The 25,609-nt window shown below is 69.8% G+C and carries 26 protein-coding genes; 15 read left to right on the forward strand and 11 right to left on the reverse strand.

All coding sequences use genetic code 11. From position 1 onward, the window contains the following. The first annotated feature begins 57 nt into the window (after nucleotides 1-57). Genes ACSQ4M_RS11935 through ACSQ4M_RS11945 form a run of 3 tightly spaced genes read left to right on the forward strand, consistent with a single transcriptional unit; the run spans nucleotide 58 to nucleotide 2,674 of the window. Entirely contained in the window at nucleotides 58-1,014 is a 957-nt protein-coding gene (locus ACSQ4M_RS11935) for a Bug family tripartite tricarboxylate transporter substrate binding protein (protein ID WP_436189742.1), read from the forward strand. A gap of 59 nt (nucleotides 1,015-1,073) precedes the next feature. Then, nucleotides 1,074-1,502, forward strand: a complete 429-nt coding sequence (locus tag ACSQ4M_RS11940; protein ID WP_436193999.1) for a cupin domain-containing protein — start codon at nucleotides 1,074-1,076, stop codon at nucleotides 1,500-1,502. A gap of 8 nt (nucleotides 1,503-1,510) precedes the next feature. Then, nucleotides 1,511-2,674 (forward strand): acyl-CoA dehydrogenase family protein, encoded by a 1,164-nt coding sequence (locus tag ACSQ4M_RS11945; protein ID WP_436189743.1) that lies wholly within the window; start codon nucleotides 1,511-1,513, stop codon nucleotides 2,672-2,674. Here the strand turns inward: ACSQ4M_RS11945 and ACSQ4M_RS11950 are convergent. Next, a complete protein-coding gene (locus ACSQ4M_RS11950) occupies nucleotides 2,572-3,312 on the reverse strand; it encodes a hypothetical protein (protein ID WP_436189744.1) in 741 nt (246 codons plus the stop codon). The two genes, ACSQ4M_RS11945 and ACSQ4M_RS11950, sit on opposite strands and share 103 nt — an antisense overlap. Nucleotides 3,313-3,323: 11 nt before the next feature. Continuing rightward, a complete protein-coding gene (locus ACSQ4M_RS11955; protein ID WP_436189745.1) occupies nucleotides 3,324-3,629 on the reverse strand; it encodes a hypothetical protein in 306 nt (101 codons plus the stop codon). Between the two features lie 78 nt (nucleotides 3,630-3,707). Here ACSQ4M_RS11955 and ACSQ4M_RS11960 point away from each other — a divergent pair, with 78 nt between their 5' ends. Together ACSQ4M_RS11960 and ACSQ4M_RS11965 are read left to right on the forward strand one after the other, a co-directional pair. Beyond that, nucleotides 3,708-4,601: a LysR family transcriptional regulator gene (locus tag ACSQ4M_RS11960; protein ID WP_436189746.1), complete on the forward strand. Its 894-nt coding sequence runs from the start codon at nucleotides 3,708-3,710 to the stop codon at nucleotides 4,599-4,601. A 181-nt stretch (nucleotides 4,602-4,782) separates the two neighbouring features. Continuing rightward, nucleotides 4,783-5,613: an outer envelope protein gene (locus ACSQ4M_RS11965; RefSeq protein WP_436189747.1), complete on the forward strand. Its 831-nt coding sequence runs from the start codon at nucleotides 4,783-4,785 to the stop codon at nucleotides 5,611-5,613. Nucleotides 5,614-5,647: 34 nt separating this feature from the next. Here ACSQ4M_RS11965 and ACSQ4M_RS11970 read toward each other — a convergent pair whose 3' ends face one another. Beyond that, on the reverse strand, nucleotides 5,648-6,538 hold the full coding sequence (locus ACSQ4M_RS11970) for a 23S rRNA (adenine(2030)-N(6))-methyltransferase RlmJ (RefSeq protein ID WP_436189748.1): 891 nt from the start codon (nucleotides 6,536-6,538) through the stop codon (nucleotides 5,648-5,650). A 79-nt stretch (nucleotides 6,539-6,617) separates the two neighbouring features. On the opposite strand from ACSQ4M_RS11970, the gene ACSQ4M_RS11975 reads away from it, so the two are divergent. The 5 genes from ACSQ4M_RS11975 to ACSQ4M_RS11995 all read left to right on the forward strand — a co-directional run bounded on the left by ACSQ4M_RS11975 (nucleotide 6,618) and on the right by ACSQ4M_RS11995 (nucleotide 10,240). Continuing rightward, nucleotides 6,618-8,159: a serine/threonine protein kinase gene (locus ACSQ4M_RS11975; protein WP_436189749.1), complete on the forward strand. Its 1,542-nt coding sequence runs from the start codon at nucleotides 6,618-6,620 to the stop codon at nucleotides 8,157-8,159. A gap of 180 nt (nucleotides 8,160-8,339) precedes the next feature. Next, complete coding sequence (gene rplM, locus ACSQ4M_RS11980; protein WP_056898361.1) at nucleotides 8,340-8,768, forward strand: 50S ribosomal protein L13; 429 nt, start codon at nucleotides 8,340-8,342, stop codon at nucleotides 8,766-8,768. Between the two features lie 11 nt (nucleotides 8,769-8,779). After that, nucleotides 8,780-9,172 (forward strand): 30S ribosomal protein S9, encoded by a 393-nt coding sequence (rpsI, locus tag ACSQ4M_RS11985; protein ID WP_056671974.1) that lies wholly within the window; start codon nucleotides 8,780-8,782, stop codon nucleotides 9,170-9,172. 148 nt (nucleotides 9,173-9,320) lie between these two features. Beyond that, nucleotides 9,321-9,683 carry an iron-sulfur cluster insertion protein ErpA gene (gene erpA / locus ACSQ4M_RS11990; protein WP_056671977.1) on the forward strand — a complete coding sequence of 121 codons (363 nt, stop codon included), beginning with the start codon at nucleotides 9,321-9,323 and terminating at the stop codon, nucleotides 9,681-9,683. Nucleotides 9,684-9,748: 65 nt separating this feature from the next. Then, the gene (locus ACSQ4M_RS11995; protein ID WP_436189750.1) at nucleotides 9,749-10,240 is read left to right on the forward strand and encodes a GFA family protein; all 492 of its coding nucleotides are present in this window, start codon (nucleotides 9,749-9,751) and stop codon (nucleotides 10,238-10,240) included. Here ACSQ4M_RS11995 and ACSQ4M_RS12000 read toward each other — a convergent pair whose 3' ends face one another. Beyond that, on the reverse strand, nucleotides 10,241-11,170 hold the full coding sequence (locus ACSQ4M_RS12000) for a DMT family transporter (RefSeq protein ID WP_436189751.1): 930 nt from the start codon (nucleotides 11,168-11,170) through the stop codon (nucleotides 10,241-10,243). Between the two features lie 75 nt (nucleotides 11,171-11,245). Here ACSQ4M_RS12000 and ACSQ4M_RS12005 point away from each other — a divergent pair, with 75 nt between their 5' ends. Genes ACSQ4M_RS12005 through ACSQ4M_RS12015 form a run of 3 tightly spaced genes read left to right on the forward strand, consistent with a single transcriptional unit; the run spans nucleotide 11,246 to nucleotide 13,846 of the window. After that, on the forward strand, nucleotides 11,246-12,229 hold the full coding sequence (locus tag ACSQ4M_RS12005) for a diacylglycerol/lipid kinase family protein (RefSeq protein ID WP_436189752.1): 984 nt from the start codon (nucleotides 11,246-11,248) through the stop codon (nucleotides 12,227-12,229). Beyond that, nucleotides 12,226-13,032: a metallophosphoesterase family protein gene (locus ACSQ4M_RS12010; RefSeq protein ID WP_436189753.1), complete on the forward strand. Its 807-nt coding sequence runs from the start codon at nucleotides 12,226-12,228 to the stop codon at nucleotides 13,030-13,032. The genes ACSQ4M_RS12005 and ACSQ4M_RS12010 overlap by 4 nt, the downstream gene beginning before the upstream one ends. After that, nucleotides 13,025-13,846 (forward strand): phosphatase PAP2 family protein, encoded by an 822-nt coding sequence (locus ACSQ4M_RS12015; protein WP_436189754.1) that lies wholly within the window; start codon nucleotides 13,025-13,027, stop codon nucleotides 13,844-13,846. Before ACSQ4M_RS12010 ends, ACSQ4M_RS12015 begins: the two co-directional genes overlap by 8 nt. Here ACSQ4M_RS12015 and ACSQ4M_RS12020 read toward each other — a convergent pair. The 7 genes from ACSQ4M_RS12020 to ACSQ4M_RS12050 form a co-directional block, all read right to left on the reverse strand. Further along, nucleotides 13,819-15,447 carry an MFS transporter gene (locus tag ACSQ4M_RS12020; protein ID WP_436189755.1) on the reverse strand — a complete coding sequence of 543 codons (1,629 nt, stop codon included), beginning with the start codon at nucleotides 15,445-15,447 and terminating at the stop codon, nucleotides 13,819-13,821. The genes ACSQ4M_RS12015 and ACSQ4M_RS12020 overlap by 28 nt on opposite strands. 4 nt (nucleotides 15,448-15,451) lie before the next feature. Then, on the reverse strand, nucleotides 15,452-15,922 hold the full coding sequence (locus ACSQ4M_RS12025) for a CreA family protein (protein ID WP_436189756.1): 471 nt from the start codon (nucleotides 15,920-15,922) through the stop codon (nucleotides 15,452-15,454). A 4-nt stretch (nucleotides 15,923-15,926) separates the two neighbouring features. Next, nucleotides 15,927-16,187, reverse strand: coding sequence for a cell division topological specificity factor MinE (gene minE, locus ACSQ4M_RS12030; RefSeq protein WP_056671990.1), 261 nt, complete (start codon nucleotides 16,185-16,187; stop codon nucleotides 15,927-15,929). A gap of 5 nt (nucleotides 16,188-16,192) precedes the next feature. Further along, on the reverse strand, nucleotides 16,193-17,005 hold the full coding sequence (minD, locus tag ACSQ4M_RS12035; RefSeq protein WP_436189757.1) for a septum site-determining protein MinD: 813 nt from the start codon (nucleotides 17,003-17,005) through the stop codon (nucleotides 16,193-16,195). A gap of 31 nt (nucleotides 17,006-17,036) precedes the next feature. Next, complete coding sequence (gene minC / locus ACSQ4M_RS12040; RefSeq protein WP_436189758.1) at nucleotides 17,037-17,786, reverse strand: septum site-determining protein MinC; 750 nt, start codon at nucleotides 17,784-17,786, stop codon at nucleotides 17,037-17,039. Between the two features lie 77 nt (nucleotides 17,787-17,863). Continuing rightward, nucleotides 17,864-20,446 carry a cyanophycin synthetase gene (gene cphA / locus ACSQ4M_RS12045; RefSeq protein ID WP_436189759.1) on the reverse strand — a complete coding sequence of 861 codons (2,583 nt, stop codon included), beginning with the start codon at nucleotides 20,444-20,446 and terminating at the stop codon, nucleotides 17,864-17,866. 47 nt (nucleotides 20,447-20,493) lie between these two features. Then, nucleotides 20,494-22,734 (reverse strand): cyanophycin synthetase, encoded by a 2,241-nt coding sequence (locus tag ACSQ4M_RS12050; RefSeq protein WP_436189760.1) that lies wholly within the window; start codon nucleotides 22,732-22,734, stop codon nucleotides 20,494-20,496. Nucleotides 22,735-22,817: 83 nt separating this feature from the next. On the opposite strand from ACSQ4M_RS12050, the gene ACSQ4M_RS12055 reads away from it, so the two are divergent. Both ACSQ4M_RS12055 and ACSQ4M_RS12060 read left to right on the forward strand, forming a co-directional pair. After that, nucleotides 22,818-25,109 (forward strand): ABC transporter ATP-binding protein, encoded by a 2,292-nt coding sequence (locus ACSQ4M_RS12055; RefSeq protein WP_436189761.1) that lies wholly within the window; start codon nucleotides 22,818-22,820, stop codon nucleotides 25,107-25,109. Next, nucleotides 25,109-25,567: a DUF1854 domain-containing protein gene (locus tag ACSQ4M_RS12060; RefSeq protein ID WP_436189762.1), complete on the forward strand. Its 459-nt coding sequence runs from the start codon at nucleotides 25,109-25,111 to the stop codon at nucleotides 25,565-25,567. Before ACSQ4M_RS12055 ends, ACSQ4M_RS12060 begins: the two co-directional genes overlap by 1 nt. The last annotated feature ends 42 nt before the right edge of the window (nucleotides 25,568-25,609 follow it).

A 25,609-nucleotide genomic window follows, 5' to 3' on the forward strand; every position in this document is an offset into this window, starting at 1 on the left:
CTTGGCCCCGGGGAAGATGCGGGCGCGTTCCCATTCCCACCCCCGAGGAGACAAGCCATGTGGAGACACCGCCGCCTGCTGCTGGCGCTGCTTGCCGCCGTGCCGTTCGGCAGCCTGCAGGCCCAGAACACCCAGCCCCTGACCCTGGTCGTGCCGTTTGCCGCCGGCAGCGGCACCGACGCCGTGGCCCGCACTGTGGGCCAGCGCCTGGCCGAGAAACTGGGCCAGCCCGTGCTCATCGACAACAAGCCCGGCGCCAATGCCCAGGTCGCGGCCCAGTACGTGGCCAAGGCCAAACCCGATGGCCTCACGCTGTTCATGACCACCAACACCTCGCACTCGGCCAACCCGGCCCTGTACAAGGAGCTGCGCTATGACCCGATCAAGGACTTCACGCCGATCGCGCGCGTGGGCGAGCTGCCGTTCGCGCTGGCCGTGCACCCGGCCGTGCCCGCGAAGACGCTGGCCGAACTGATCGCCTACGCGAAGGCCAACCCCGGCAAGCTCTCCTACGCCACGCCCAACAGCACCTCGCTGGTGGCCATGGAAACGATCAAGCGCATCACTGGCATCGACATCGCGCAGATCCCCTACAAGAGCAGCCCGCAGGCCATGACCGACCTGGTCGGCGGCCAGGTGCAGGTCTATGTGGCCGACCTGGGTTCGGGCATGGCGATGCTCAAGACCGACAAGATCCGCGCGCTGGCCATCACCACGGCGCGCGAGTCGCAGATCCTGCCCGGCGTGCCGCCCGTGGGTGCCACGGTGAAGGGCTTCGACCTGACCTCCTGGAACGGCATCTTCGGCCCGGCCGGCCTGCCCAAGCCTGCGGTGGACCGCATCAACGCCGCACTGCAGCAGGTGCTGGCCGAGCCTGACACGCAGGACAAGCTGCGCCAGCTGGGCTTCGAGGTCTGGCCGTCGAAGACGCCCGAGGAGTTCACCCAGTACGTGGCCGACCAACTGGCGCACTGGGGCCAGCTGATCCGCCAGGCTGGCGTGAGACCCGAATGAACGCAGCGCGCAGCACGGTCGAATGGCAGGCGCTGCTGGACGCAGCCGACGTCCCCAACATGCCCCTGCCGGACCCGGCCGACCAGCCAAGCCCCCGAGGAGACCTGCCCGTGAGATCACCCCTGTTCGTGCGCAGCAGCGAAGTGCCGAGCTACAGCCCGGCCAACCACGACCACACCCACAACCAGCGCCTGATCGGCCCGGCCAACGGCGCCCGGCACCTGGAGGTGGTGCTGGGCACCATCGGTGCGGGCGGCGGCGCGCTGCCGCACGCGCACCCGGGCATGGAGCAGGTCTGCTACCTGCTCGAAGGCCAGGCGCGTGCCGAGGTCGGGGGCGAGGTGTTCGAGATGCAGCCTGGCGACTGCTGCCTGTTCCCGGCCGACGCCCTGCATGTCTTCACCGTCACGAGCGCGCAGCCGGCGCGGCTGCTCGTCATCTACAGCCCGCCCTACGGCGAGAACCCGGCGCTGGTGCGCCGCCCCTGAGAGGCCTCATGGACTTCAACCTGAGCGAACAACAGCAGCAGATCGTCGACGCCGTGCAGCGCGTCTGCGCGCCCTTCGACGCCGACTACTGGCTGCGCCGCGACCGCGAGGGCGGCTTCCCCGACGACTTCCACCAGGCCATGGCGCAGGCCGGCTGGCTCGGCATCGCCATGCCCGAGGCCTACGGTGGAGCCGGGCTGGGCATCACCGAGGCCGCGCTGATGATGCACACCATCAGCGCCACGGGGGCCGGCCTGTCGGGCGCCTCGGCCGTGCACATGAACATCTTCGGCCTGCACCCGGCCGTGGTGTTCGGCAGCGACGCGCAGAAGCAGCGCTGGCTGCCGCCCTTGATCGCCGGGAGCGACAAGGCCTGCTTCGGCGTGACCGAGCCCAACACCGGCCTCAACACGCTGCGCCTGAAGACGCGCGCCGTGCGCCAGGGCGACCATTACCTGGTCTCGGGCCAGAAGGTCTGGATCTCCACGGCCCAGGTGGCCAACAAGATCCTGCTGCTGGCCCGCACCACGCCTGTGGAGGAGGCGCGCGGCAGCGAGGGCCTCAGCCTGTTCTACACCGACCTGGACCGCAGCACGGTGGAGGTGCGCGAGATCGAGAAGATGGGCCGCAAGGCGGTGGACTCCAACCAGGTCTTCATCGACGGCCTGCGCATCCCGGTGGAGGACCGCATCGGCGAGGAGGGCAAGGGCTTCAGCTACATCCTGCACGGCCTGAACCCCGAGCGCATCCTGATCGCGGCCGAGGCCATCGGCCTGGGCCGCGCGGCGCTCGCGCGTGGCACGCAGTACGCCCAGGAGCGCGTGGTGTTCGACCGGCCCATCGGCCAGAACCAGGGCATCCAGCACCCGCTGGCGAAATCGTGGATGGAACTGGAGGCTGCCCACCTCATGGTGCACAAGGCGGCCAGCCTCTACGACGCCCACCAGCCCTGCGGCGCCGAGGCCAATGCCGCCAAGTACCTGGGTGCCGAGGCCTGCTTCCACGCCTGCGAGAACGCCATCCTCACCCACGGCGGCATGGGCTACGCCAAGGAGTACCACGTGGAGCGCTACATGCGCGAGGCCTGGATCCCGCGGCTGGCGCCTGTCAGCCCGCAGCTGATCCTGTGCTTCATCGCGGAGAAGGTGCTGGGCCTGCCGAAGTCGTACTGAGTTCCGCCAGGGCCTGGAGCAGCCGCTTGGGCTGCCCGGGCTTGAACAGCACGGGCACGCCCGAGTCGTGCACGCGCTGCAGGCGTTCGGGCGCGGTTTCGCCGGTGACCCGCAGCAGGCCCGGTGCGCTGCCCGCGCGCGCATGCAGGCGCAGCGCGGCGTCCAGGCCGTCGGCACCGGCCGCGAGCCCCGCTCAGCGCGTTGACGGCGCGCATCAGCCGCTGCGCATGCGGCTGGCTCGCATGGCCTCGCAGTTCACGCTCGAGCACCACGCCGAACAGCGCGACCGCGTGCAGAGGCTGGCGCAGGTCGTGGCTGGCGGCGGCGAAGAAGCGCGTCTTCTCTTCGCTGGCCTGCTGGGTGATCCGCACCTGCTGCGCCAGCGCCTCCTTCTCGAAGCGCGTGGCCAGCGCGATGGTCAGCAGCTTGTGCTGGGCGTGCGCGAAGTGCAGCGTGGCGCCCACGTGCAGCACGGCGCAGGCCGCCAGGAACAGGTGGATGGTGTCGGCGCGCCAGGCCAGGGCCGTGATGAGCCCGACCGTCATCGGCACGATGAAGGCCAGCACCGAGGGCCAGCGCGGCGCCACCGAGGGCACGCCGCCGCTGCACAGGCCCAGCATGGTCAGCATGGTCAGCATCATCAGCGCCGTCAGCGGCAGGCTGTCGGCCGGCAGGAACAGCCAGGGCGCCAGGCCCAGAAGGCGCTGCGCTCGGCCGCGTGCGGGTCGCGGAAGTAGGCGTGGATCAGCGGGTAGCGCAGCACCTGGATGAAGTGCAGGCCCAGCCAGATGAGGATGCCGCCATCGCGCGTCTGCCAGTACAGCAGGGCGCACAGGCCCCAGGCCAGCAGCACGTCGATGGCGGTGGAGGCCGGCATGGTGGCGTACAGCGCCGCCACCTGCTCGCGCAGCACGCGCGCATCGGTGCTGGCGGAGGGCGGGGAGGGCTCGGGCATGGAGCGCCATGTTAGGGCGCCCTGGCCGGTGCCGGGACGCACGATACTGCCGGCCCGTCCACCCGTGCCGCCCCTGCCGTGAAACTGCACCTGCTGCGCTACTTCGTCGTCCTTGCCGAGGAACTGCACTTCGGCCGTGCCGCCCAGTGCCTGGCCATCACCCAGCCGCCGCTGAGCTCGGCCATCAAGGCGCTGGAGGAGGAGCTCGGCGTGCGCCTGCTCGAGCGCAACAGCAAGCAGGTGACGCTGACGCCGGCCGGCGCGGCCTACCTGGCGCAGGCGCGGCTGGTGCTCGAGCGCGTGGCCGCGGCGCGCGAGGCGGCCCAGGCCGTGGCCGCGGGCATGCGCGGCCGGCTGGAGCTGGGCATGACCGGCTCCATGGTCTACCGCGAGGTGCCGCGCATCGTCGAGACCTTCAGCGCGCGCCGGCCCGACATCGAGGTCAATCTGCGCGAGATGTCCTCGGCCGAGCAACTGGAGGCGCTGCGCCACGGCCAGATGCACGCCGGCTTCCTCAACGCCAAGGCCTTTCCGGCGGCACTGGCCAGCCTGCCCCTGGCCGACGACCGGCTGGTCTGCTGCCTGCCCGAGGCGCATCCGCTCGCGGGCGAGAAGAGCATCGACTTGAAGCGCCTGGCCGACGAGAACTTCGTGATGTTCGCGCGCGACGTGGCACCGGCCAACTACGACAACGTGATCGCGGTGTTCAACCGGGCCGGCATCCATCCGCGCACGCGCCATGCGGCACGGCAGTGGCTGACGGTGGTGGCCATGGTGGCGGCCGGGCTCGGCGTGGCGCTGGTGCCGGCCTCGCTGGCGCAGGCCGGCATGCGCGGTGCACGGCTGGTGCCTGTGCGCGGCCTGGTGCCGCTGACGGTGGGCGCGCTGGCCTGGCGCAAGGAGGACGCCGGCCTGGCCGTGCTGGCCTCGTTCGTCGCCGTCGCGCGCGAGTTGCTGGCCGCACCGCCTTGATGTTCCCGGCCCGACGCACGCGGATGGGTGCGCGCCGCGGCTGCGCGATATATGCAATTCCGTATCGCGTCCGCAATGGAAGTCGGATGTTCTCGGTGCCGGGCATGGCTACGATGGTCCACGCAGTACATGGCACGTTGGTTGCTGTGACGGCTGTGCGACAACAACAGGAACCTTCCCCATGCACCAAAACCACTACATCTTCCGTTTCGCGGCCGCCGCCGCACTGACCTGCGCAGCCATCGGTGCCCAGGCCGCCGACTGGAGCGACACCTCCATGGGCGTGCGCTGGGGCACCAAGTTCGCCGAGCCCTACAACAGCCAGGACATCGAGAAGACCATCGTCAACTTCACGCATGCCAGCGGCTACAAGTACGGCAGCAACTTCCTCAACGTCGACTTCCTGATGTCCGACGGCAAGGACAGCAATGCGCAGGAGATCTACGTGGTCTACCGCCACACGCTGGACCTGGGCAAGGTCACGGGCAAATCGCTGGCGTTCGGTCCGGTCAAGGGCCTGGGCCTGACGGCCGGCTTCGACGTGAACACCAAGAACGACCCCGGCTACGGCTCCAAGAAGCGCATGGTGGTGGTCGGTCCCACCCTCATGATGGATGTGCCAGCCGGCTTCCTGAACATCGGTGTGTACGCGCTGTGGGAGAGCAACAAGCCGGTCGGCGTCGCCGAGCGCTATTCGTACGACGTGCATCCCATGCTGAATGTTGTCTGGGGCATCCCGGTGGGCAACACCGGCCTGTCGTTCGAGGGCTTCCTGAACTACATCGGCGACAAGGGCTACAACGAATTTCCTCCTGGCAACAACCCGACCTCGCCCGAAACCAACCTCGACATGACGCTGTTCTACGACGTGTCGCCGCACATCGGCGCCAGCAAGAATTCGTTCCGCGTGGGCGTCGGCTACCAGTACTGGCGCAACAAGTTCGGCAACCCGCACAGCGTGCCGGGCTCGCTGGCCAAGACGCCGATGATCCGCGCCGACTACCACTTCTAAAGCAGCAGCAGCGGCGGCGGCGCTGTCCCGCCGCTCAGCCGCCCTGCGTTTCCAGCGTGTGGGTGGCGTTCTCGTCCTGCGCCAGCAGCTTCGCGAGCAGCGGCAGTGTCTGTTCCAGCGCCGGCTTGAGCGTGTAGGGCGGGTTCACGATGAACACGCCGCTGCCCGGCAGGCCCGGGCGGCGCTCGCCTGCGGCCACCTGCTTGGCCGCCTTGACGGTCAACGTGGCGTGCAGCCAGGGCTTGCCCGCGCGCGTGGCCACGCTCTTGAGCTTGCGCGGCAGGATGTGCGCCTCGTTGCGCGCGATGATGGGGTACCAGACCATGCTGCTGCCCGTCGGAAAGCGCTGCAGCGCCATGGTCTGCAGCTCGACCACGCGGCCGTAGTCGCTCTTGAGTTCGTAGCTCGGGTCGCACAACAACAGTGCGCGGCGCGAGGGCGGTGGCAGGAAGCGGCGCACGCCTTCGAAGCCGTCCTCGCGGAACACCGCGATCTGGCGGCCGGCTTCCAGCTGCTCGATGTTGGCCTGCAGCGTCTTGCCGTCCGTGGGATGCATCTCGAACAGCTTGAGCCGGTCCTGCGGGCGCGCGAGCCGGTGCATCACGAAGGGCGAGCCCGGGTAGATGCGGTGGCCGCCGTTCGGGTTGAAGCCGGCCAGCAGCTCCATGTAGTCGGTCAGCGCGGCGGGCCAGTCCTTGCGCTCGGCGGCTGGCACCTGCAGCAGCCGCAGCACGCCATCGGCCGCTTCGCCGCTGGTGGCGGCGTAGTCGCCATCGAGCCGGTACAGGCCGGCGCCGGCGTGCGAGTCCAGCAGGGCCAGCGCGGTCTCCTTCTCGGCAAGGTGGCGCAGGGTGGCGACCAGGACCAGGTGCTTGAGCACGTCGGCGTGGTTGCCCGCATGGAAGGCGTGGCGGTAACTGAACATCGGCCAATGGTACCGGTGCCGGGTGCCGCGGCGGGCGCCCTCTACACTGGCCGGCGTTGCCGCCTGCCAGCCCTGCCCCGTGAACGCCGCCGCCCACCATCTCTTCCAGGGTTTGCCGCCCGGCACGCGGCTGGCCGAGTTCGAGCTGCACGGCCTGCTCGGGGCGGGCGGCTTCGGCATGGTCTACCGCGCCTACGACCACTCGCTGCACCGCACGGTGGCGATCAAGGAGTACCTGCCGGGCGGTTTGGCCGACCGCGTCGGCCAGGTGGTGACGCTGCGCACCGGGGCGGATGCGCAGCGCTTCGAGGAGGGCCTGCGCTCGTTCATGAACGAGGCCCGGCTGCTGGCGCAGTTCGACCACCCCGCGTTGGTGAAGGTGCTGCGCGTCTGGGAGCAGAACCGCACGGCCTACATGGCGATGCCGCTGTACCAGGGCGTGACGCTCAAGGAAGCCTGCGCGCAGATGCGCACCCCGCCACCCGAACCCTGGCTGCGCAAGCTGCTGTGGTCGGTGCTGCAGGCGCTCGAACTGCTGCACCGCCGCGACACGGTGCACCGCGACATCTCGCCCGACAACATCTTCCTGCAGGACATCGGCCCGCCCGTGCTGCTGGACCTGGGGGCGGCGCGCCAGGCGCTGGGCCAGGACCCGCCGCAGCACACCGCCATCCTGAAGGTGAACTACGCGCCGATCGAGCAGTACGCCGACGCCGAAGGCATGCGCCAGGGGCCGTGGAGCGATGTCTATGCGTTGGCGGCCGTGGTCTACGGCTGCCTGAACCAGGCGCCGCCTGTGCCGGCCAGCGTGCGCGTGCTGCGCGACAGCCTGCGCCCGCCGGCCGAGCTGGTGCGGGCGTTGCACAGCGTGCATGGCCTGGCGTACTCACCGGCGCTGGTGCAGGCACTGACGGCCGGGCTCGCGCTCGATCCGCAGCGGCGGCCGTGCGACCTGGCTGCGTTCGGCGCGCTGCTGCAATTGCAGCCGGTGCCAGGCATGGAGCGCTTCGACTGGCGAGCCGAGCTCGGCCCCGGCTGGCAGGCGCCGCGCCGGCCGACGGGCCCGTTGCACCAGGACGCGCCCACGCAATGGCAGGCGCCGCTGGAGAGCCGCACCATGGACACCATCGTGCCTGCGCCTGCCGCCAGGCCGGCCGCGGTGCCGCCGTCCATGGCGTCGCGGCCAGCCCCGGGCCACTGGGGGCCCAGGGCCGGGGTGGCTGCGCTGATCCTGGGTCTGCTGGTGGCCGTGGGCATCGTGGCCTCGCCTGGCAATCCGCCCCCGGCAGAGGCGGTGCTGGCGCCGGCCAAAGCGCCAGCGGAGGTCGGGGCCCCGGTGGAGGTGGCAACGCCGCCACCGGCGCCCGCGCCGATGCCGCCTGCACCGCCGGCGCCCGTGGAGCTGCCGACCCAAGTCGCCGCGCCCCCGGCGGCGCGCCGTCCAGCGCCCCCGGCCGCGCCGCGCGCGCTGTCGGCCGAGCAGATCTGCCCCGACAGCAACTTCCTCACGCGGCCGATGTGCCTGTTCCGGGCCTGCCAGCAGGCGCCCTATGCGGCCATGCCGGTATGCGTTGAAAACGCACGGCGCCTGCGCGACAACCAGCGCCCTTATGGCCCCTAGTTGGCGCGGCCGCCGGTTCTGCCTATAATGCGCGGTTTCGCAGCGACTGGCTGGCTCCGCGGCGAAAGGGCATGAAGTGCGCAAGTACCGGGTTGCCCAAACCCACCTAAGAGGCTCCTTCAGAGAAGCACCGACCGTGGAAAAGAGCCGCCCAAACCTGTCTTTTTAAAGAAGAGAAACATGACTACTTTCAGCGCAAAGCCCGCTGAGGTCGTGCATGAATGGTTTGTGATTGACGCGACCGACAAGGTCCTCGGACGAGTAGCCAGCGAAGTTGCTCTCCGTTTGCGCGGCAAACACAAGGCCATCTACACGCCTCACGTCGACACCGGCGATTTCATCGTGATCGTCAACGCAGCCAAGCTGCGCGTGACCGGTGCCAAGACCCTGGACAAGGTGTACTACCGCCACTCCGGTTTCCCCGGTGGCATCACGGCGACCAACTTCCGCGACATGCAGGCCAAGCACCCCGGCCGCGCGCTGGAGAAGGCTGTCAAGGGCATGCTGCCCAAGGGCCCGCTGGGCTACGCCATGATCAAGAAGCTGAAGGTGTACGGCGGCGCGGAACATCCGCATACCGCCCAGCAGCCCAAAGCCCTGGAAATCTGAGGAGCCGCGCAATGATTGGTGATTGGAACAATGGCACCGGCCGACGCAAATCCAGCGTTGCCCGTGTGTTCCTGAAAAAGGGCAGCGGCAACATCACGGTCAATGGCAAGGACATCAAGGCCTATTTCGGCCGTGAGACCTCCATCATGATCGCGAAGCAACCCCTGGTGCTGACCAACCATGTCGAGACCTTCGACATCCAGGTCAACGTGCACGGTGGCGGCGAGTCCGGCCAGGCCGGCGCCACGCGCCACGGCATCACGCGCGCGCTGCTCGACTGGGACGCGACGCTGAAGCCGCAACTGAGCGCTGCCGGCTATGTGACCCGCGACGCCCGCGAAGTGGAACGCAAGAAGGTCGGTCTGCACTCTGCACGCCGCCGCAAGCAGTTCTCCAAGCGCTGATCGCGCCCTGGCGAACCCGAGAAAAACCGCCCGCTGGGCGGTTTTTCTTTTTGTGAAAGACCGCACCTGCGAAGCCGGCAAATCGGCCGCGCGGGGCGCCCGTCGGGCGTTTGCATTAGCATCGCCCGACCATTTCTGGAGCACCCCCATGAGCGCAGTCGCCGAAAACATCGAAGTCATGCCCGATCCCATCGTGTTCACCGACGCCGCAGCGGCCAAGGTGGCCGATCTGATCGCCGAGGAAGGCAACCCTGAGCTGAAGCTGCGCGTGTTCGTGCAGGGTGGCGGCTGCTCCGGTTTCTCGTACGGCTTCACGTTCGACGAGATCAGCAACGAGGACGACACGACCATGACCAAGAACGGCGTGTCGCTGCTGATCGATGCGATGAGCTACCAGTACCTGGTCGGCGCCGAGATCGACTACAAGGAAGACCTGCAAGGCGCCCAGTTCGTGATCAAGAACCCGAACGCGACCACCACCTGCGGCTGCGGCTCGAGCTTCTCGGTCTGATCGCCACCTGCTCCCTGTCCTGAACCGCCGGCCTTGTCCGGCGGTTTTTGCTTTTGGAGGCCTGCATGCAACTCGAAGGCTCCTGCCACTGCGGCAGCGTCCGCTTCTCGGTGGCGTCGTCCTCGCCGGTGCCGTTCATGCGCTGCTACTGCGCGATCTGCCGCAAGACGGCCGGCGGTGGCGGCTACGCGATCAACCTGGGCGCCGATGCCGGCACGCTGAAGGTACGCGGCAAGCGTTACCTGCGCAAGTACCAGGCCGTCCTGCGCGAAGAGGGCCAGCCCGACCGCCAGAGCAGCGGCCAGCGGCACTTCTGCGGGCGCTGCGGCAGTGCGCTGTGGCTGTGGGATCCGCAGTGGCCCGAGCTCGTGCACCCGCACGCGAGCGCCATCGACACACCGCTCCCCGTGCCACCTGAGAACGCGCACATCCTGCTCGATTCCAAGGCCAACTGGGTGGCGGTGGAGGGCAAGCGCGGCGACCCGCGTTTCGACAGCTACCCCGACTTCTCGCTGGCCGAATGGCATGAGCACCATGCCGCCCGCAAGAAGAACTAGCTAACCGAGTTGGCGCGCGCGGCGCTCCTGCTGCACCAGGTACAGCCCGCTGGCCACGATGATGGCCGCGCCCACCAGCGTCGCGGCGTCGGGCAGCGTGCGCCACAGCAGCCAGTCCAGCCCCACGGCCCAGGCCAGCGCCGCGTACTCGAAGGGTGCGACCACGGCCGCCTGGCCGTGGCGGAAGGCTTCGGTGATGCACATCTGGCCGATGAAGCCGGTGACGGCCAGCGCCACGATGGTCCAGGCATGTTCGGCCCGCAACGGCACCCAGCCGCGCGCGGCCAGCGCGCCTGCACCCACGGCGATCAAGAGCGTCATCCAGAACACCAGGCTGCCGTTGGAATCGGTGCGCGTCAGCACGCGGCCCGTGATCGCGGAGACGGCGTAGCAACACGCGGCGGCCAGCACCGCCAGCGCGCCCCAGCTCAGCAAGGCGTCCTGGTCCGGGCGCAGCGCCACCAGCACGCCCAGCATGCCCGCCGCCAGCGCCAGCCAGTGCGAACGCCGCACACGCTCCTTGAGCACGGGCACCGAGAGCAGCGCGATCAGGATCGGACCGATGAAGAACAGCGTGTAGGCCACGGCCATCGGCAGGGTCTGCAGGCCGTAGGCGAACAGCGAGAGCATGGCCACGCCCAGCACGCCGCGCAGCAGATGCAGCGGCCAGCGCACCTGCAGCACGCGGCCTGCCTCGCCGCGCCACCACAGGTACAGGCAGACCAGCGGCAGGCCGGCGATGCCGCGCAGGGCCGCCACCTGCACGGCAGGGTAGTGGGCGGCCAGCAGCTTCATGACCGCGTCCATCCAGGCGAAGAAGCTGATCGCCGCAAGCATGGCCAGGATGCCGCGGGTGTTGTCGTGGGAGCGAATGGCCAGGTCTCCGGTGCGCCGGGGCGGCGCGAAAGGCCGCGATTGTCCACGTTGCACCAGAACTGTGCGCGCGGTTCGGCCGCGGCCCTGTCCGACATGCGGCCATGCAGCGCGCTGCTAAGCTGCCCGCCCGTGAACCAGACCTCTCCCGCTGCCGCCACGCCGCCCGAGTTCGCAGCCGACGGCCCGCTGGTCATCGTGCTCAATGCCGGTTCCGGCCGTTCCGATGCCGACGACACCCAGCGCACCATCTCCGGCATCCTGGATGCCGCCGGTCGGCCGCACGAGGTGCTGCGCATCGAACGCGGCATGGACGTGGCCCAGGTCGCCGCCGAGGCGGTGCGCCGCGCGCAGGGCCGCCAGGGCGCGGTCGTCGCGGCCGGCGGTGACGGCACGCTCAACGCCGTGGCCCAGGCCGTGCTGCCGGCCGGCCTGCCGTTCGGCGTGCTGCCGCAGGGCACCTTCAACTACTTCAGCCGCACGCACGGCATCACCTCGGACACCGAGCAGGCCACGCGCGCCCTGCTGCGGGCCAGGCCCGCGCCGGTGCAGGTAGGGCAGGTCAACGAGCGGCTGTTCCTTGTCAACGCCAGCGTGGGCCTGTACCCGCAGCTGTTGCAAGACCGCGAGGCCTACAAGCAGCGCTACGGGCGCAGCCGTCTGGTGGCGCTGTGGTCGGCACTGGTCACGCTGCTGCACGCGCACCGGCCGCTGCGGCTGCAGCTCGAATGCCAGGGGCGCCAGCAGTCCGTGCGCACCTCCACGCTGTTCGTGGGCAACAACGGCCTGCAACTGCAGCAGATCGGCGTGCCCGAAGCCGGCCTGCTCGCGCAGGGGCAGTTGGTGGCCTTGGTGCTGCGCCCGGTCGGCACGCTGGGCATGCTGGGCTTGATGATGCGCGGCGCCTTCGGCCGGCTCGGCGAGGCCGAGGATGTGTTGCGCTTCGGGTTCGAACGCCTGGCCATGCGGCCGGCCGCGCCGCGCCGCACGGCGCGCGTCAAGGTGGCCACCGATGGCGAGATCTGCTGGCTGCGCGCGCCGCTGAACTTCCGCGTCTCGCCGCAGCCGCTGTGGCTGCTGACGCCCATGCCGCAGGACCGGGTGGAGCCCGCGTGAGTGCATTGCTGCAGATTTCCGACACGCATTTCGGCACCGAGCGCGCGCCCGTGGTCGAGTCGCTGCTGGCGCTGGCTGAACAGCTGGCGCCCGAGCGTGTGCTGCTGTCGGGCGACATCACGCAGCGTGCCACCGTTGGGCAGTTCGCTGCCGCCCAGGCGTTCTGCGCGCGGCTGGGCCGGCCCGTGCTCGCGATTCCGGGCAACCACGACATCCCGCTCGTCAACCTGGCGGTGCGCCTGCTGTGGCCCTATGCGCGCCACCGGCGGGCCTTCGGTGCCGATCTCGAACCCGTGCATGCCAGTCCCGACTGGCTGGTGGTCTGCGTGAAGACCACGCGCCGCTGGCGCCACCAGCATGGCCAGGTCTCGCCCGAGCAGATCGCGCGCGTGGCGGCACGGCTGCGCCAGGCCGCGCCCGGCCAGTTGCGCGTGGTGGTCGTGCACCAGCCCGTGGCCGTGCCGACGCCGCGCGATGCGGGCGATCTCCTCCGGGGCCACGAGGCCGCCGTGCGGGCCTGGGCTGCGGCCGGCGCCGACGTGGTGGCCGGCGGCCACATCCACCTGCCCTATGTGCTGCCCTTGCATGCGCTGCACGCCGGCCTGGCGCGGCGCATGTGGTGCGTGCAGGCCGGCACGGCCCTGTCCTCGCGGCTGCGCCGCGAGGCCAACAACTCGGTCAACGTGTTGCACCGGGGGGCGGGTGCGGCGCGCGTGGAGCGCTGGGACTTCGACGAAGCCACGCAGCGCTTCGCCTGCGTGGCCCGCCATGCGCTGGACCTGGACCGGAGCACCCATGTCTGAGGATGCGTTGCGTGCGCAGGTCCTGGCCGAATGGCTGGGCCAGCATGCGCTGGTGGCGGCCGGCGGGGGGCTGCTGGCCATGCTCGCCGGCGCCGGCCTGCTGTTCACGGCGCTGCGCCACCTGCACCTGCGCGCCCCCCGCGCGTGGTTGCCGCCCTGGGCCTGGCTGGGCCTGTGGTTCACGTTGGGCGGCGGTTTCATGCTGGCCACGGCAACGCTGTTCGCCGAGGCCATGGAGGCCATGGACGCCGACGAGGAGCTGGGCCTGTTCGACCAGCGGCTGGCCGCAGCCCTGTCGCAGCGCTTGCCCGCGGCCGCCTTGCGCGTGGTCGGCACGGCCACGCACCTGGGCGATCCGCTGACCCTGGTCGCGCTCGTGGTGCTGGTGGCCGTGGCCCTGCTGTGGCGCGGCCAGCGCTGGCTCGCGCTGGGCTGGGTCGTGGCCTGCGCCGGCAACGGCCTGCTGAACCAGGGCCTCAAGCGCGTCTTCGCGCGCGTGCGGCCGCTGCACGAGCATGGCTTCGCCGTGGCCGACGGCTACAGCTTTCCGAGCGGCCACACCTCGGGCTCGGTCGTGGTCTACGGCATGCTGGCCTACCTGTGCGTGCGCCTGCTGCCCGCGCGCTGGCATCTGCCGGCTGTGCTGCTGGCGATGCTGCTGGCCTATTGCATGGGCGTGAGCCGTGTGCTGCTGCAGGTGCATTGGGCCAGCGACGTGCTGGCCGGATTCGCGTCCGGCCTGGGCTGGCTGGCCATCTGCATCGCCGCCGTCGAACTGCGCCGGCGCTATGTGCGCGGCGTGTCGATGGCGTAGCGCGTCACGCGTGGCGGCGCTTCTTCCAGGTGGAAGGCGAGCTTGCGTTCGCGCAGCGCGATGTCGGCGCCGGTCACGCGGTCGAAACGGCGCAGGTGCTCGGTCCAGGACTCGTCGACGATCTGCTCGGTGTAGTGCCCCGGATCGCTGATGTCGCGCAGCAGATGCCACTCGAGCGCGCCCTGGGCCAGGCGGCTGCGCCGGCTGTCCTGCATCACGCGCTCGAAGTCGGCCGCGCGCGCGGGGTCGATGCGGTAGTCGATGCTGACCAGCACATGGCCCGTGGCCGGTGGCTGCGCAGCCACTGGAACCGGCAGCGCGTGCGAGGGCGACAGGTCTTCCTCGATCTGCAGGTCGACCACGAAGCGTGTCGCCAGCCACATCGCGGTGCCGCCCGTGAGCGCTGCCACCAGCAGGCTCAGCTGCACGGTGCCGAGCGCGGCCACCTGGCCCCACAGCCCGGCACCGAACGCGCTGGCACCCATGATCGCCATCTGGTAGATCGACATGCCGCGGGCGCGCACCCAGTCCGGCAGCGCCAACTGGGCCGAGACCGACAGCGAGTTGGCCGTGGCGATCCAGGCCATGCCGGCCACGAACATGGCAGGCACCGCCACCGCCACGTTGGACGCGAAGGCCATCACCAGCGTGGCGCCCGACTGCAGCAGCGTGCCGTACAGCACGACCTGGTCGCGCGCCAGCCACTGGCGCAGCCGCGGCATCAGGAAGGCCGTGGCGATGGCGCCCATGCCCATGGAGGCCAGCAGCACCGTGAAGGTGGCGGCGTCGCCGCCCTGCAGGCCGCGCGCGACCAGCGGCAAGAGCGCAATCAAGGCCGTGGAATGGAAGAAGAACAGCGCGATGCGCAGCAGCACGGCTTTGAGCCGCGGCGACTGGCGCACGAATTGCACACCCACGCGCATGGCGCTCCACAGGCGCTGGCGGCCCAGCGGGTCGGGTTTGTGCTCGCGCTTCCAGCGCATGAGCATGCAGGCCGAGGCCAGCGAGAGCACGGCGTTGAGCACGAACACCGCGGCGCTGCCGATGCTGGCGATCAGCGCGCCGGCCAGCAGCGGGCCGACGATGCGCGAGGCATTCATGGTGATGCCGTTGAGCGCCAGCGCGGCGGGCAATTGCGCGCGCGGGATCAGCTCGGGCACCACGGCCGAGTAGACCGGCCAGCGCATCGCCAGGCCGATGCCGTTGGCGAAGGTCAGCAGCAGCAACAGCGGCGGCGTGACCGTGCCTGTCAGCACCGTGGCGCACAGCAGCAGCGCCACGCTGGCCACCCAGAACTGGGTCGTGATGTAGAAGCGGCGCCGGTCCACGATGTCGGCCAGCGCGCCGCTGGGCAGGCCGAACAGGAACACCGGCATGGTGGCCGCCGTCTGCACCAGCGCCACCCAGACCGGCGAGGTGGTCAGCGAGGTCATGAGCCAGGCCGCCGCCACGTCGTTCATCCACATGCAGATGTTGGACGCGAGCCAGACCAGCCACAGCATGCGGAACACCGGCCAGCGCAGCGGGGCCAGTGTGGAGAGGTCGGCGTCGGGGGACGAGGCCTCGTCGGGTGTCAGGACCGAGGGGCGCTCTTCGGGCATCCGCTTACTTGACCGGCAGCGGCGTGGCGCGGTCGACCGGCACGGCCGTGATGGCGTTCTGCGGCGAGCCTTCGACCAACCGGTCGGAGTAGGTCAGGTAGACCAGCGTGTGGCGCTGGCTGTCGACCATGCGCACGATGCGCAGGCGCTTGAACAGCACCGACATGCGCTCGCTGAACACCTCTTCCTGGGCCGGCAGCGGCTGCGGCACGTTGATCGGGCCGACCTGACGGCAGGCGATGGAGGCTTCGGCCTTGTCTTCGGCCAGGCCGACGGCGCCTTTGATGCCGCCCGTGCGCGCACGCGAGACATAGCAGGTCACGCCCTGCACGCGCGGGTCGTCGTAGGCGTCGACCACGATCTTGTGGTTGGGCCCCAGCCACTGGAACGCGGTGTCGACCTCGCCCACTTTCTGCGCATCGGCGCGCGTACAGGCCAGCACCAGCAAGGTGCTCAGGAGCAGCCAGGCCCGCATGGTCTCAGCGCCCCTCGGGCAGTTCGATCTTGACCTCGAGCACTTCCAGCGTGTCCTGGCGCTCCAGGTTCACCTTGATGTGCTCCTGGTTGACCGCGACGTACTTGGAGATCACGGCCACGAGCTCGCGTTGCAGCTCCTGCAGCATGTCGGGCTTGAGCCCGCCGCGGCTGCCGCGCTCGTGCGCCAGGATGATCTGCAGCCGCTCCTTGGCGACGTTGGCGGTCTTCTTCTTCTCCCCGAGCAGAAAGGACAGAAAGGACATCGGCCTTACCTCCCGAACAGTCGCTTGAAGAAACCGGGCTTCTCGGCGTCGACGAAGCGCATCGGCTTGTCCTCGCCGAGGAAGCGGGCCACCACGTCCTTGTAGGCTTCTGCCACGTCGGTGTCCTTGCCGTGGATGGCGGGCACGCCCTGGTTGGAGGCCTGCAGCACGGCTTCGGATTCCGGGATCACGCCGATCAGCGGGATGCGCAGGATGTCCTGGATGTCCTCCAGCGACAGCATCTGGCCGTCGGCCACGCGGTTGGGGTTGTAGCGCGTGATCAGCAGGTGTTCCTTGATCGGATCGCCGCCTTCCATGGCGCGCTTGGTCTTGGAGCCCAGCATGCCCAGGATGCGGTCGGAGTCGCGCACCGAGGAGACCTCGGGATTGGTCACGACCAGCGCGTAGTCGGCGAAGTGCATGGCCATCAGCGCACCGGTCTCGATGCCGGCCGGCGAGTCGCAGACGATGTACTCGAAGCCCATCTCGGACAGGTCCTTGAGCACCTTCTCCACGCCGTCCTGCGTCAGCGCATCCTTGTCGCGCGTCTGCGAGGCGGCCAGCACGAACAGGTTGTCGCACTGCTTGTCCTTGATCAGCGCCTGGTTCAGGTTGGCCTCGTTGTGGATCACGTTGATCAGGTCGTAGACCACGCGGCGCTCGCAACCCATGATCAGGTCCAGGTTGCGCAGGCCGACGTCGAAGTCGATGACGACGGTCTTGTGGCCCTTGAGTGCCAGGCCGGAGGAAAAACTGGCGCTGGTGGTGGTCTTGCCCACACCCCCCTTGCCGGAGGTGACCACGATGATCTTGCTCATGGAATGGAGGTCCTTTTTCTAAGGGATGGATTCAGATGGGGTCCAGCACCAGGCTCTCGCCGGCCAGGCGCACCTGGGCGGGCTTGCCCAGCACGTCGGCAGGCAGGGCGACTTCGCTGGTGCGGTAGATGCCGGCGATGGAGATCAGCTGGGCCTCCATGCAGGTGCTGAAGATGCGGGCGTCGGTGTTGCCGCGCGCGCCGGCAATCGCACGTCCGCGCAGCGGCGCATACACATGGATGTTGCCGTCGGCAATGATCTCGGCGCCGAAGTTGACCACCTGCAGCACGATCAGATCGCAGCCGCGGGCGTAGACCTGCTGGCCCGAGCGCAGCGGCCGGTCGATCACCATGGTTCCGCTCGCCGGGGCGGCCACGGCCGGTGCCGCCGCCGGTGCCGGCACTGGCGCGGGCGCCGGGGCATCGCCGGGCACCGCCACGGCGGACGAGGAGATCTCCGGCAGGTCCATCAGGCCGACGGCCGCTGCGGTTTCCTTGTGCGCCAGGCTGCCGCCATGGATGCCGAAGGGGCGCAGCCGGTAGTGCTTGAGCAGCGTCAGCAACACCGAGAAGCTGAGCGGCGTGGGGTCCTGCGCGATCTGCGTCAGCACGATCACGGCCGGGTCTTCGTCGAAGAAGTCGGGGGTTTCGCCGAAGCGGGCCTGCAGTTCCTGCGACAGCGTGGCGAGGTTCGGGGTCTTGAGCACCACCGTGATCAACGGCAGGCTGGCGCTCTTCAAGTCGAAGCTGGCACGTGCGTGCCCTGCAGGTGCAGCGGACATGGGGGACGGTTTCGACAAATGGCGGATTTTAGCCTGCGGGTCCGCCCCGCAGGCCGCACGGAAACCGTATCGAAACGTCAGGCCGGCACGCTGGACGCTTCGTCGACGCAGCGCGCCAGATGGGCCAGGGCTTCCTCGACCTGGTCCACCAGCACCAGGCACAGGTCGCCGGGCTGCAGCTGCGCCAGCGCATGGTCGATGGCCTTGAACTCGCCGTGGATCTCTTCCACCTGGCGTGCACGACTGGCTTGCACCAGGCCCTGGCGCAGCAGCGCCAGCACCTCGCCGTCGGCGCGGCCGCGCTGGCAGGCATCCTGGTACAGGATGACGTGGTCGAAGGCGTTGCCCAGGATGGCGGTCTGCTCGCGGATGTCCTCGTCGCGCCGGTCGCCAGCGCCGCTGATGACCACGCTGCGCCGCTGCGCCGGCATCGCGTCGACGGCCGCGACCAGGGCGCGCATGGCGTCCGGGTTGTGGCCGTAGTCGGCGATCACGGTGGCGCCGCGGTAGTCCATCACGTTGAAGCGGCCGGGTGCGTTGTCGGCGTCGTTGGCGAAACTGGCCAGCCCGCGGCGCACCGCGTCCCAGGACAGGCCGGCGGCCCAGGCCGCAGCCACCGATGCCATCGCGTTCTCGACCTGAAAGCCGATGGCGCCGCCCCGCGTGATCGGGATGTCGCGCAGCGCGATCGTCTCGCGCCAGGAGCCCACCGCCGCGACGAGGTGGTCACCGTCCACGTGCACGGTGCGCCGGCCCTGGGCACGGTGCGTGGCCATGACCGGGTGGTGGCGGTCGGCCGCGAAGAAGATCACCTGGCCCGGGCAGGTGGCGGCCATGGCCGCCACATTGGGATCGGCGGCGTTGAGCACCGCGTAGCCGTTGGTGGCCACGTTCTGCACGATCACGCGCTTGAGCACGGCCAGGTCTTCCACCGTGGTGATGTAGTTCAGCCCCAAGTGGTCGCCCGCGCCGATGTTGGTGACCACTGCCACCTGGCACTGGTCGTAGCCCAGGCCTTCGCGCAGCATGCCGCCGCGCGCGGTCTCGAATACGGCGGCATCCACGTCGGGGTGCATCAGCACGTTGCGCGCGCTGCGCGGGCCGCTGCAGTCTCCGCTGTCGATCTGGCGCCCTTCCACGTAGACGCCGTCGGTGTTGGTCATGCCCACGCGCAGGCCGGCGGCCGTGAACAGGTGGGCGATCAGCCGCGTGGTGGTGGTCTTGCCGTTGGTGCCGGTCACGGCCACCACCGGGATGCGGCCGTCCTCGCCAGCGCCGTACAGCGTGTCGACGATGGCCCGGCCCACGTTGCGCGCTTTTCCGTACGAGGGCGACAGGTGCATGCGCAGGCCCGGTGCGGCATTGACCTCGACGATGCCCCCGCGCTGCTGCTCCAGCGGCTTGAGCACGGTTTCGCTGACCAGGTCCACGCCGCAGATGTCCAGGCCGACCATCTGGGCGGCGGCCACGGCTTGCGCGGCGATGTCCGGGTGCACGTCGTCGGTCACGTCCGTGGCGGTGCCTCCGGTGGACAGGTTGGCGTTGTTGCGCAGGATCACGCGCTGGCCCTTCCTGGGCACGGAGTCGGGCTCCAGGCCCTGTACACCGAGCCGCGCGATGGCGATGTCGTCGAAGCGGATCTTGGTCAGTGCGGTGGCGTGGCCATCGCCACGGCGCGGGTCGGCGTTGACGATGTCCACGAGTTCGCGCACGGTGTGCTCGCCGTCGCCGGTCACCTGGGGCGGGTCGCGCCGCGAGGCGGCCACGAGCTTGTCGCCGACCACCAGCAGGCGGAAGTCGCTGCCGGGCAGGTACTGCTCGACCATGACTTCGCCATGTTCGGCCGCGGTGGCGAAAGCGCCGTCCAGGTGTGCGCGGGCTGTGATGTTGACCGTCACGCCCTTGCCCTGGTTGCCGTCCTGCGGCTTGACGACGACGGGCAGACCGATCTGCTGGGCCACGGCCCAGGCCTCGTCGGCGCTGGCGACGGGGCGGCCATGCGGCACCGGCACGCCGGCGGCGTGCAGCAGCTTTTTGGTCAGATCCTTGTCCTGGGCGATGGACTCGGAGACGGCACTGGTCGCGTCGAGTTCGGCGGCCTGGATGCGGCGCTGCTGCGAGCCCCAGCCGAACTGCACCATGGAGCCGCGCGTGAGCCGGCGGTAGGGAATGCCGCGCGCCACGGCGGCGTCGACGATGCAGCCCGTGCTCGGGCCCAGGCGCTCGTCCTCGTCCAGCGCGCGCAGTTCGGCGATCGCCGCGTCCACGTCAAAGGCCTGGCCCTGCAGCGTGGCCTGGATCAAGGCCTCGGCCAGTTCCAGTGCGCGGCGGCCCACGGCCTCCTCGCTGTAGCCGACCACGACCTGGTAGATGCCAGGCTCCAGCGTGGCCGCCGTGCGGCTGAAAGTGACCGGGCAGCCGGCCTGCGCCTGCAGCGCCAGCGCCGCGCTCTCTAGCACGTGCGCCAGCGCCACGGGACCGGTGTTGGGGCCCGAACGCAGCGTGCCGATGGTCGGAAAGCGCGCGCGCACGGCGATCTCGAAGCCCGGCAGTTCGACGATGGAGCGCTCGGGCGGCGCGCAGGAGACGATGGCCTCGAGCGCCGTGTGCCGGCTCCACAGATTCGGGCCGCGCAGGGCCCGCACGCGAGAGATGTGCATGGTGTTGTCTCGTGCTTGCACGAAGCTGTTGTCGTCGGTGGAGGGCATCAGCGCGCGGCCAGGGTCTTGGCGGTACGGGTGGTCGATCCGGGATCGAGTTCGAAGGTCTTGAGGCCGGCGGAGATCAGGTCCGGCGAGATCTGCAGTGCCCAGGCCGCAGCGACGGCCGCCAGCACGCTGCAGACCAGCTTGTCGTCGCGCATGGTCTTGCCGCGGCGCGCGGTCAGCTGCTGGATGCCGGCCAGCGCCGTCACGCTGCTGCCCTGGGCCAGCACCAGCTGGCCCTGCTGCATCAGCACGGCCCGGCCGCCGTTGGCGCGGTGCGCCATGATGGCCGGCAGTTCTGCCTCCTTGCCGTACAGGATGACCTGGCCGTCGCACAGCGAAGCCAGTGCGGCCACGCGCGCGTCGCTGGCGTTGAGCACGGCCACGCCATCGGACAGCACCACGTCGACCTGGGTGCGCAGCACGCGGGCGAGCTGGTCGCTCTCCTGGATGTCGAATTCGGCCAGGGTGCTGGCGCCGCCCATGTCGGTCACGATGCCGACCTGGCAGCGGTCGTAGGCCAGGCCGTCGCGCAGGATGGAGGCCGGGCCGTTCTCCAGCACGGCGGCGTTGATCGCGCGGTTCATGAGCAGGCGGTGGCCGCTGTCCCAGCCAGCGCAGTCGCCGGCGTCCACGCGGCGGCTGTCCAGGAACAGGCCGTCGCTGCAGGCCAGGCCGACGCGGCGGCCCGACAGGTGCAGCAGCCAGGCCACCAGGCGCGCGATGGTGGCGGTGCCCAGCGTGCCGGCCACGCCGACGATGGGGATGCGGCCGTCTTCGTCCTCGGCGAACAGGTGGTCGACGATGGCCTGGCCGACCGGGCGCGGTGCACCCTCGGCGGGCTTGAGGTGCATGAGCAGGCCGGGGCCGGCGTTGACCTCGACGATGGCGCCGCCCTGGGCCTGCAGCGGCTTGCCGATGTCTTCGGCCACCAGGTCGATGCCGGCGATGTCCAGGCCGACCACGCGCGCGGCCAGTGCCGCCGCGTGGGCCACCTCGGGGTGCACCTCGTCCGTGCAGTCGATCGCCACGTTGCCGGTGCGCTGCACCAGCACGCGCCGGCCCTTGGCCGGCACCGCCGCGCCGTCCAGGCCCTGGCGCTCCAGCAGCAGGCGCATCACGCCGTCTTTTTCGAGGTCGATGGTCTCCAGCGGGAACTCCTCGGCATCGCCGCGGCGCGGATCGCTGTTGAGCTGGCTGTCGATCAACTGGACCACGCTCTGGCGGCCATCGCCCGTGATGGACAGGCTCTCGCCCCGCGCCGCCGCCACGACCTTGCCGCCGACCACGAGCAGGCGGTGCTCGTCGCCGCGGATGAAGCGCTCGACGATGACTTCGCTGCCTTCGGCATCGGCGACGCCATAGGCCTTCTCGATGTCGGCCTGCTCGGACAGGTCCAGGCTCACGCCGCGGCCATGGTTGGCGTCCGAGGGCTTGACGACCACGGGCAGGCCGATGTCCTGCGCCGCCTCCCAGGCCGCGGCCGGGCTGTCGACCACCTGGCCTGCAGGCACCGGCACGCCGCAGGAGGCCAGCAGCGTCTTGGTGAGATCCTTGTCGTGGGCGATGCCTTCGGCGATCGCGCTGGTGCGGTCGGTTTCGGCGGTCCAGATGCGGCGCTGGCGCGCGCCATGGCCCAGCTGCACGAGGTTGCCGTCGTTGAGCCGGATGTGCGGGATGCCGCGGTCGCCCGCAGCCGCCACGATGCAGGCCGTGCTGGGCCCGAGGTAGCAGTCGTCGACCTTGGCGCGGATCTGGGCCACGGCCACGGGCACCGCGAAGGCCTCGCCATGGATTGCCGCCGCCAGCAGCCGGTGGCCGCAGGCCAGGGCCGTGCGCGCCACCTGCTCGTCACGCGCGCGGAACACCATGCGGTAGACGCCGCGCTGCGAGGTGCTGCGGGTTTGCCCGAAGCCGGTCGGCATGCCGGCCAGGTTCAGCAGCTCGATGACCACATGCTCCAGCACGTGGCCGGCCCAGGTGCCCTCGACCAGACGCTGCAGGAAGCCGCCGCGCTCGCCCACGCCGCAGTGGTGCTCGACCAGGGCCGGCAGCATGGCCACCAGGCGTTCGGTCAGGCCGGGGATCAGGTTGGACGGAAAGTCTTCCAGCTCGCCCAGGTCCAGCCAGACCTCCAGGGCCGAGCGGTAGGTCCAGATGTTGGGGCCACGCAGATAGCGGATGCGCAGCAGCTGGATGTCGGCCGCGCGCGAGGGGGCGACCGGTGAAGGGCTTGTCGTCATGCGGAGCGCCTGGCGCGTTGTGGTTGGCCGCCGGGCTGGGCCCGATGGGCTTCGGCGAGAATTTCGCGCCTCATCTGTTCAACATGCATCTTCCACATCAGGTCGGCCTTTCCAGTTCTACGCTCCAATCCGCCCTCAAGGCCGAACTGGCAGGCGGTGAAAACGTAACAGCCAGCGTGGCGGTTGACCTGGATGCGCAACTGCGTTTTGCGCCAGGTCTGCTGGCGCTGACGGAGCAGCGCCTCCTCGCTGTCACCTGCGAGACAGGTTCGCCGCAGGTCCACAGCTGGCCTTTGGCGGCGGGTCTGGAACTGCGCCACTCCGATCACGCCGGCGTCGGCCAACTCGAGCTGCACGACGGCCGCCAGCGGCTGGCGCACTGGCGGTTCACGCTGGGAGCGGACCCGCAGGCGCTGCGCCTGCTGCGCCAGTTCGAACGCCGCGGCAACCAGGATCCGGCCGACGAGGACGAGGGCAGCACCTGCCCGACCTGCCACGCGCCGCTGCCTGCGGACAGCGAAACCTGTAGCGTTTGTTTCCGCGAGTTGCATACGCCGCCGTCCACCTGGGTGCTGTTGCGACTGTGGCGCTTCGCCCATCCCTACCGCATGCAACTGCTGCTGGGCTTCGTGCTGACGCTGGCCTCCACGGCCGCGACGCTGGTGCCGCCCTACCTGACGATCCCGCTCATGGACGAGGTGCTGATCCCGTTCCAGAACGGCCAGCAGATCGCTCCCGGCACGGTGCTGATGTACCTGGCCGGCCTGCTGGCGGCGGCGCTGCTGGGCTGGGGCCTGAACTGGTGGCGCACCTACCTGCTGGCGCTGGTGTCCGAGCGCATCGGCGCCGACCTGCGCACCGCCACCTTCGATCATCTGCTGCAGCTGTCCCTCGACTACTTCGGCGGCAAGCGTACCGGCGATCTGATGTCGCGGATCGGTTCGGAAACCGACCGCATCTGCGTTTTCCTTTCGTTGCATGCGCTCGATTTCGCGACCGACGTGCTCATGATCGGCATGACGGCGGCGGTCCTGTTCTCCATCCACCCTGGCCTGGCGCTGGTCACGCTGCTGCCGCTGCCCTTCATCGGCTGGATGATCCACGTGGTGCGCGACCGCCTGCGCACCGGCTTCGAGAAGATCGACCGGGTCTGGTCCGATGTCACCAGCGTGCTGGCCGACACCATCCCCGGCATCCGCGTGGTCAAGGCCTTCGCCCAGGAAGGGCGCGAGGCCCAGCGCTTTCGCGACGCCAACCAGCGCAACCTGGAGGTCAACGACCGGCTCAACAAGACCTGGTCGCTGTTCACGCCCACGGTCTCGCTGCTGACCGAGATCGGCCTGCTCGTGGTGTGGGCCTTCGGCATCTGGCTGGTGGCGCACCAGCAGGTCACGGTCGGCGTGCTGACCGCCTTCCTCGCCTACATCGGCCGCTTCTACACGCGGCTCGACTCCATGAGCCGCATCGTCTCGGTCACGCAGAAGGCGGCCTCGGGCGCCAAGCGCATCTTCGACATCCTGGACCACCGCTCCAACGTGCCCGAGCCGGCCGAACCCGTGGCCCTGCCGGCCGGCGGCCTGCGCGGCGGCCTGCAGATGGACGGCATCGCCTTTCGCTACGGCAACCGCTCGGTGATCCGCAACCTGTCGCTGGACATCCGCCCCGGCGAGATGATCGGCCTGGTCGGCCACAGTGGCTCGGGCAAGAGCACGCTGGTGAACCTGATCTGCCGCTTCTACGACGTGAGCGAAGGCGCCATCCGCGTCGACGGGCTGGACCTGCGCCGCCTGCGCGTGGCCGACTACCGGCGCCACATCGGCCTGGTGCTGCAGGAGCCCTTCCTGTTCTTCGGCACCATCGCCGAGAACATCGCCTACGGCCGGCCCGACGCCACGCGCGCCGAGATCGTGGCTGCGGCGCGCGCCGCCCATGCGCACGAATTCATCCTGCGCCTGCCGCAGGGCTACGACTCGCTCGTCGGCGAGCGTGGCCAGGGCCTGTCGGGCGGCGAGCGCCAGCGCATCTCGATCGCACGCGCGTTGCTGATCGACCCGAAGATCCTGATCCTGGACGAGGCCACCTCGGCCGTGGACACCGAGACCGAGAAGGAAATCCAGAAGGCGCTGGACAACCTCGTGCAGGGCCGCACCACGATCGCCATCGCGCACCGGCTGTCCACCTTGCGCAAGGCCGACCGGCTGGTGGTCATGGACCGCGGCCAGGTCGTCGAGGTCGGTCCGCACGACGAACTCATGGCGCGCCAGGGCGCCTACTGGCGGCTGTACGAGGCCCAGGTGCGGCGTGTGGACGCCGACGGCGATGCGCTGGCCGAGGTGCCGGCCAGCCACCCGGCCCATCCGGCGGGAGGCGTGTGATGGACTTCGAATTGCAACGCCATCCCATGGGCCAGCTGGTGCTGCGCCTGGGGGCCACCGAACATGCCGGCGTGGTGCCGGTGCGGGCCTTTCCGCTGTCGGCACCGGGCGACGGCCTGTCGCTGGTCGGCGCCGATGGCCGCGAGCTGGTCTGGATCGACAACCTGGATGCATTGCCAGGCGCGCAACGTGCGCTGCTCGACGAGGAGCTCGCTGCGCGCGAATTCCAGCCTGAGGTGCGGCGCCTGCTCAGCGTCTCCACCTTCTCCACACCCAGCATCTGGCGCGTGGAGACCGACCGTGGCACCAGCGATTTCGTGCTCAAGAGCGAAGAGGACATCCGCCGCCTGTCCGATGGCGGCCTGCTGATCGCCAGCGGCCAGGGCGTGCACTACCGTGTGCGCGACCGCCAGGCGCTGGACCGGCCATCGCGCCGGTTGCTGGAGCGCTTCTTGTGAGCGGCCGTACGGTTGTGTGAAGAATTTGGGGCCGTTTGAAGA

Origin of the sequence: Pseudorhodoferax sp. LjRoot39, assembly GCF_964253035.1 — a bacterium.
Lineage (GTDB): Bacteria > Pseudomonadota > Gammaproteobacteria > Burkholderiales > Burkholderiaceae_C > Pseudorhodoferax.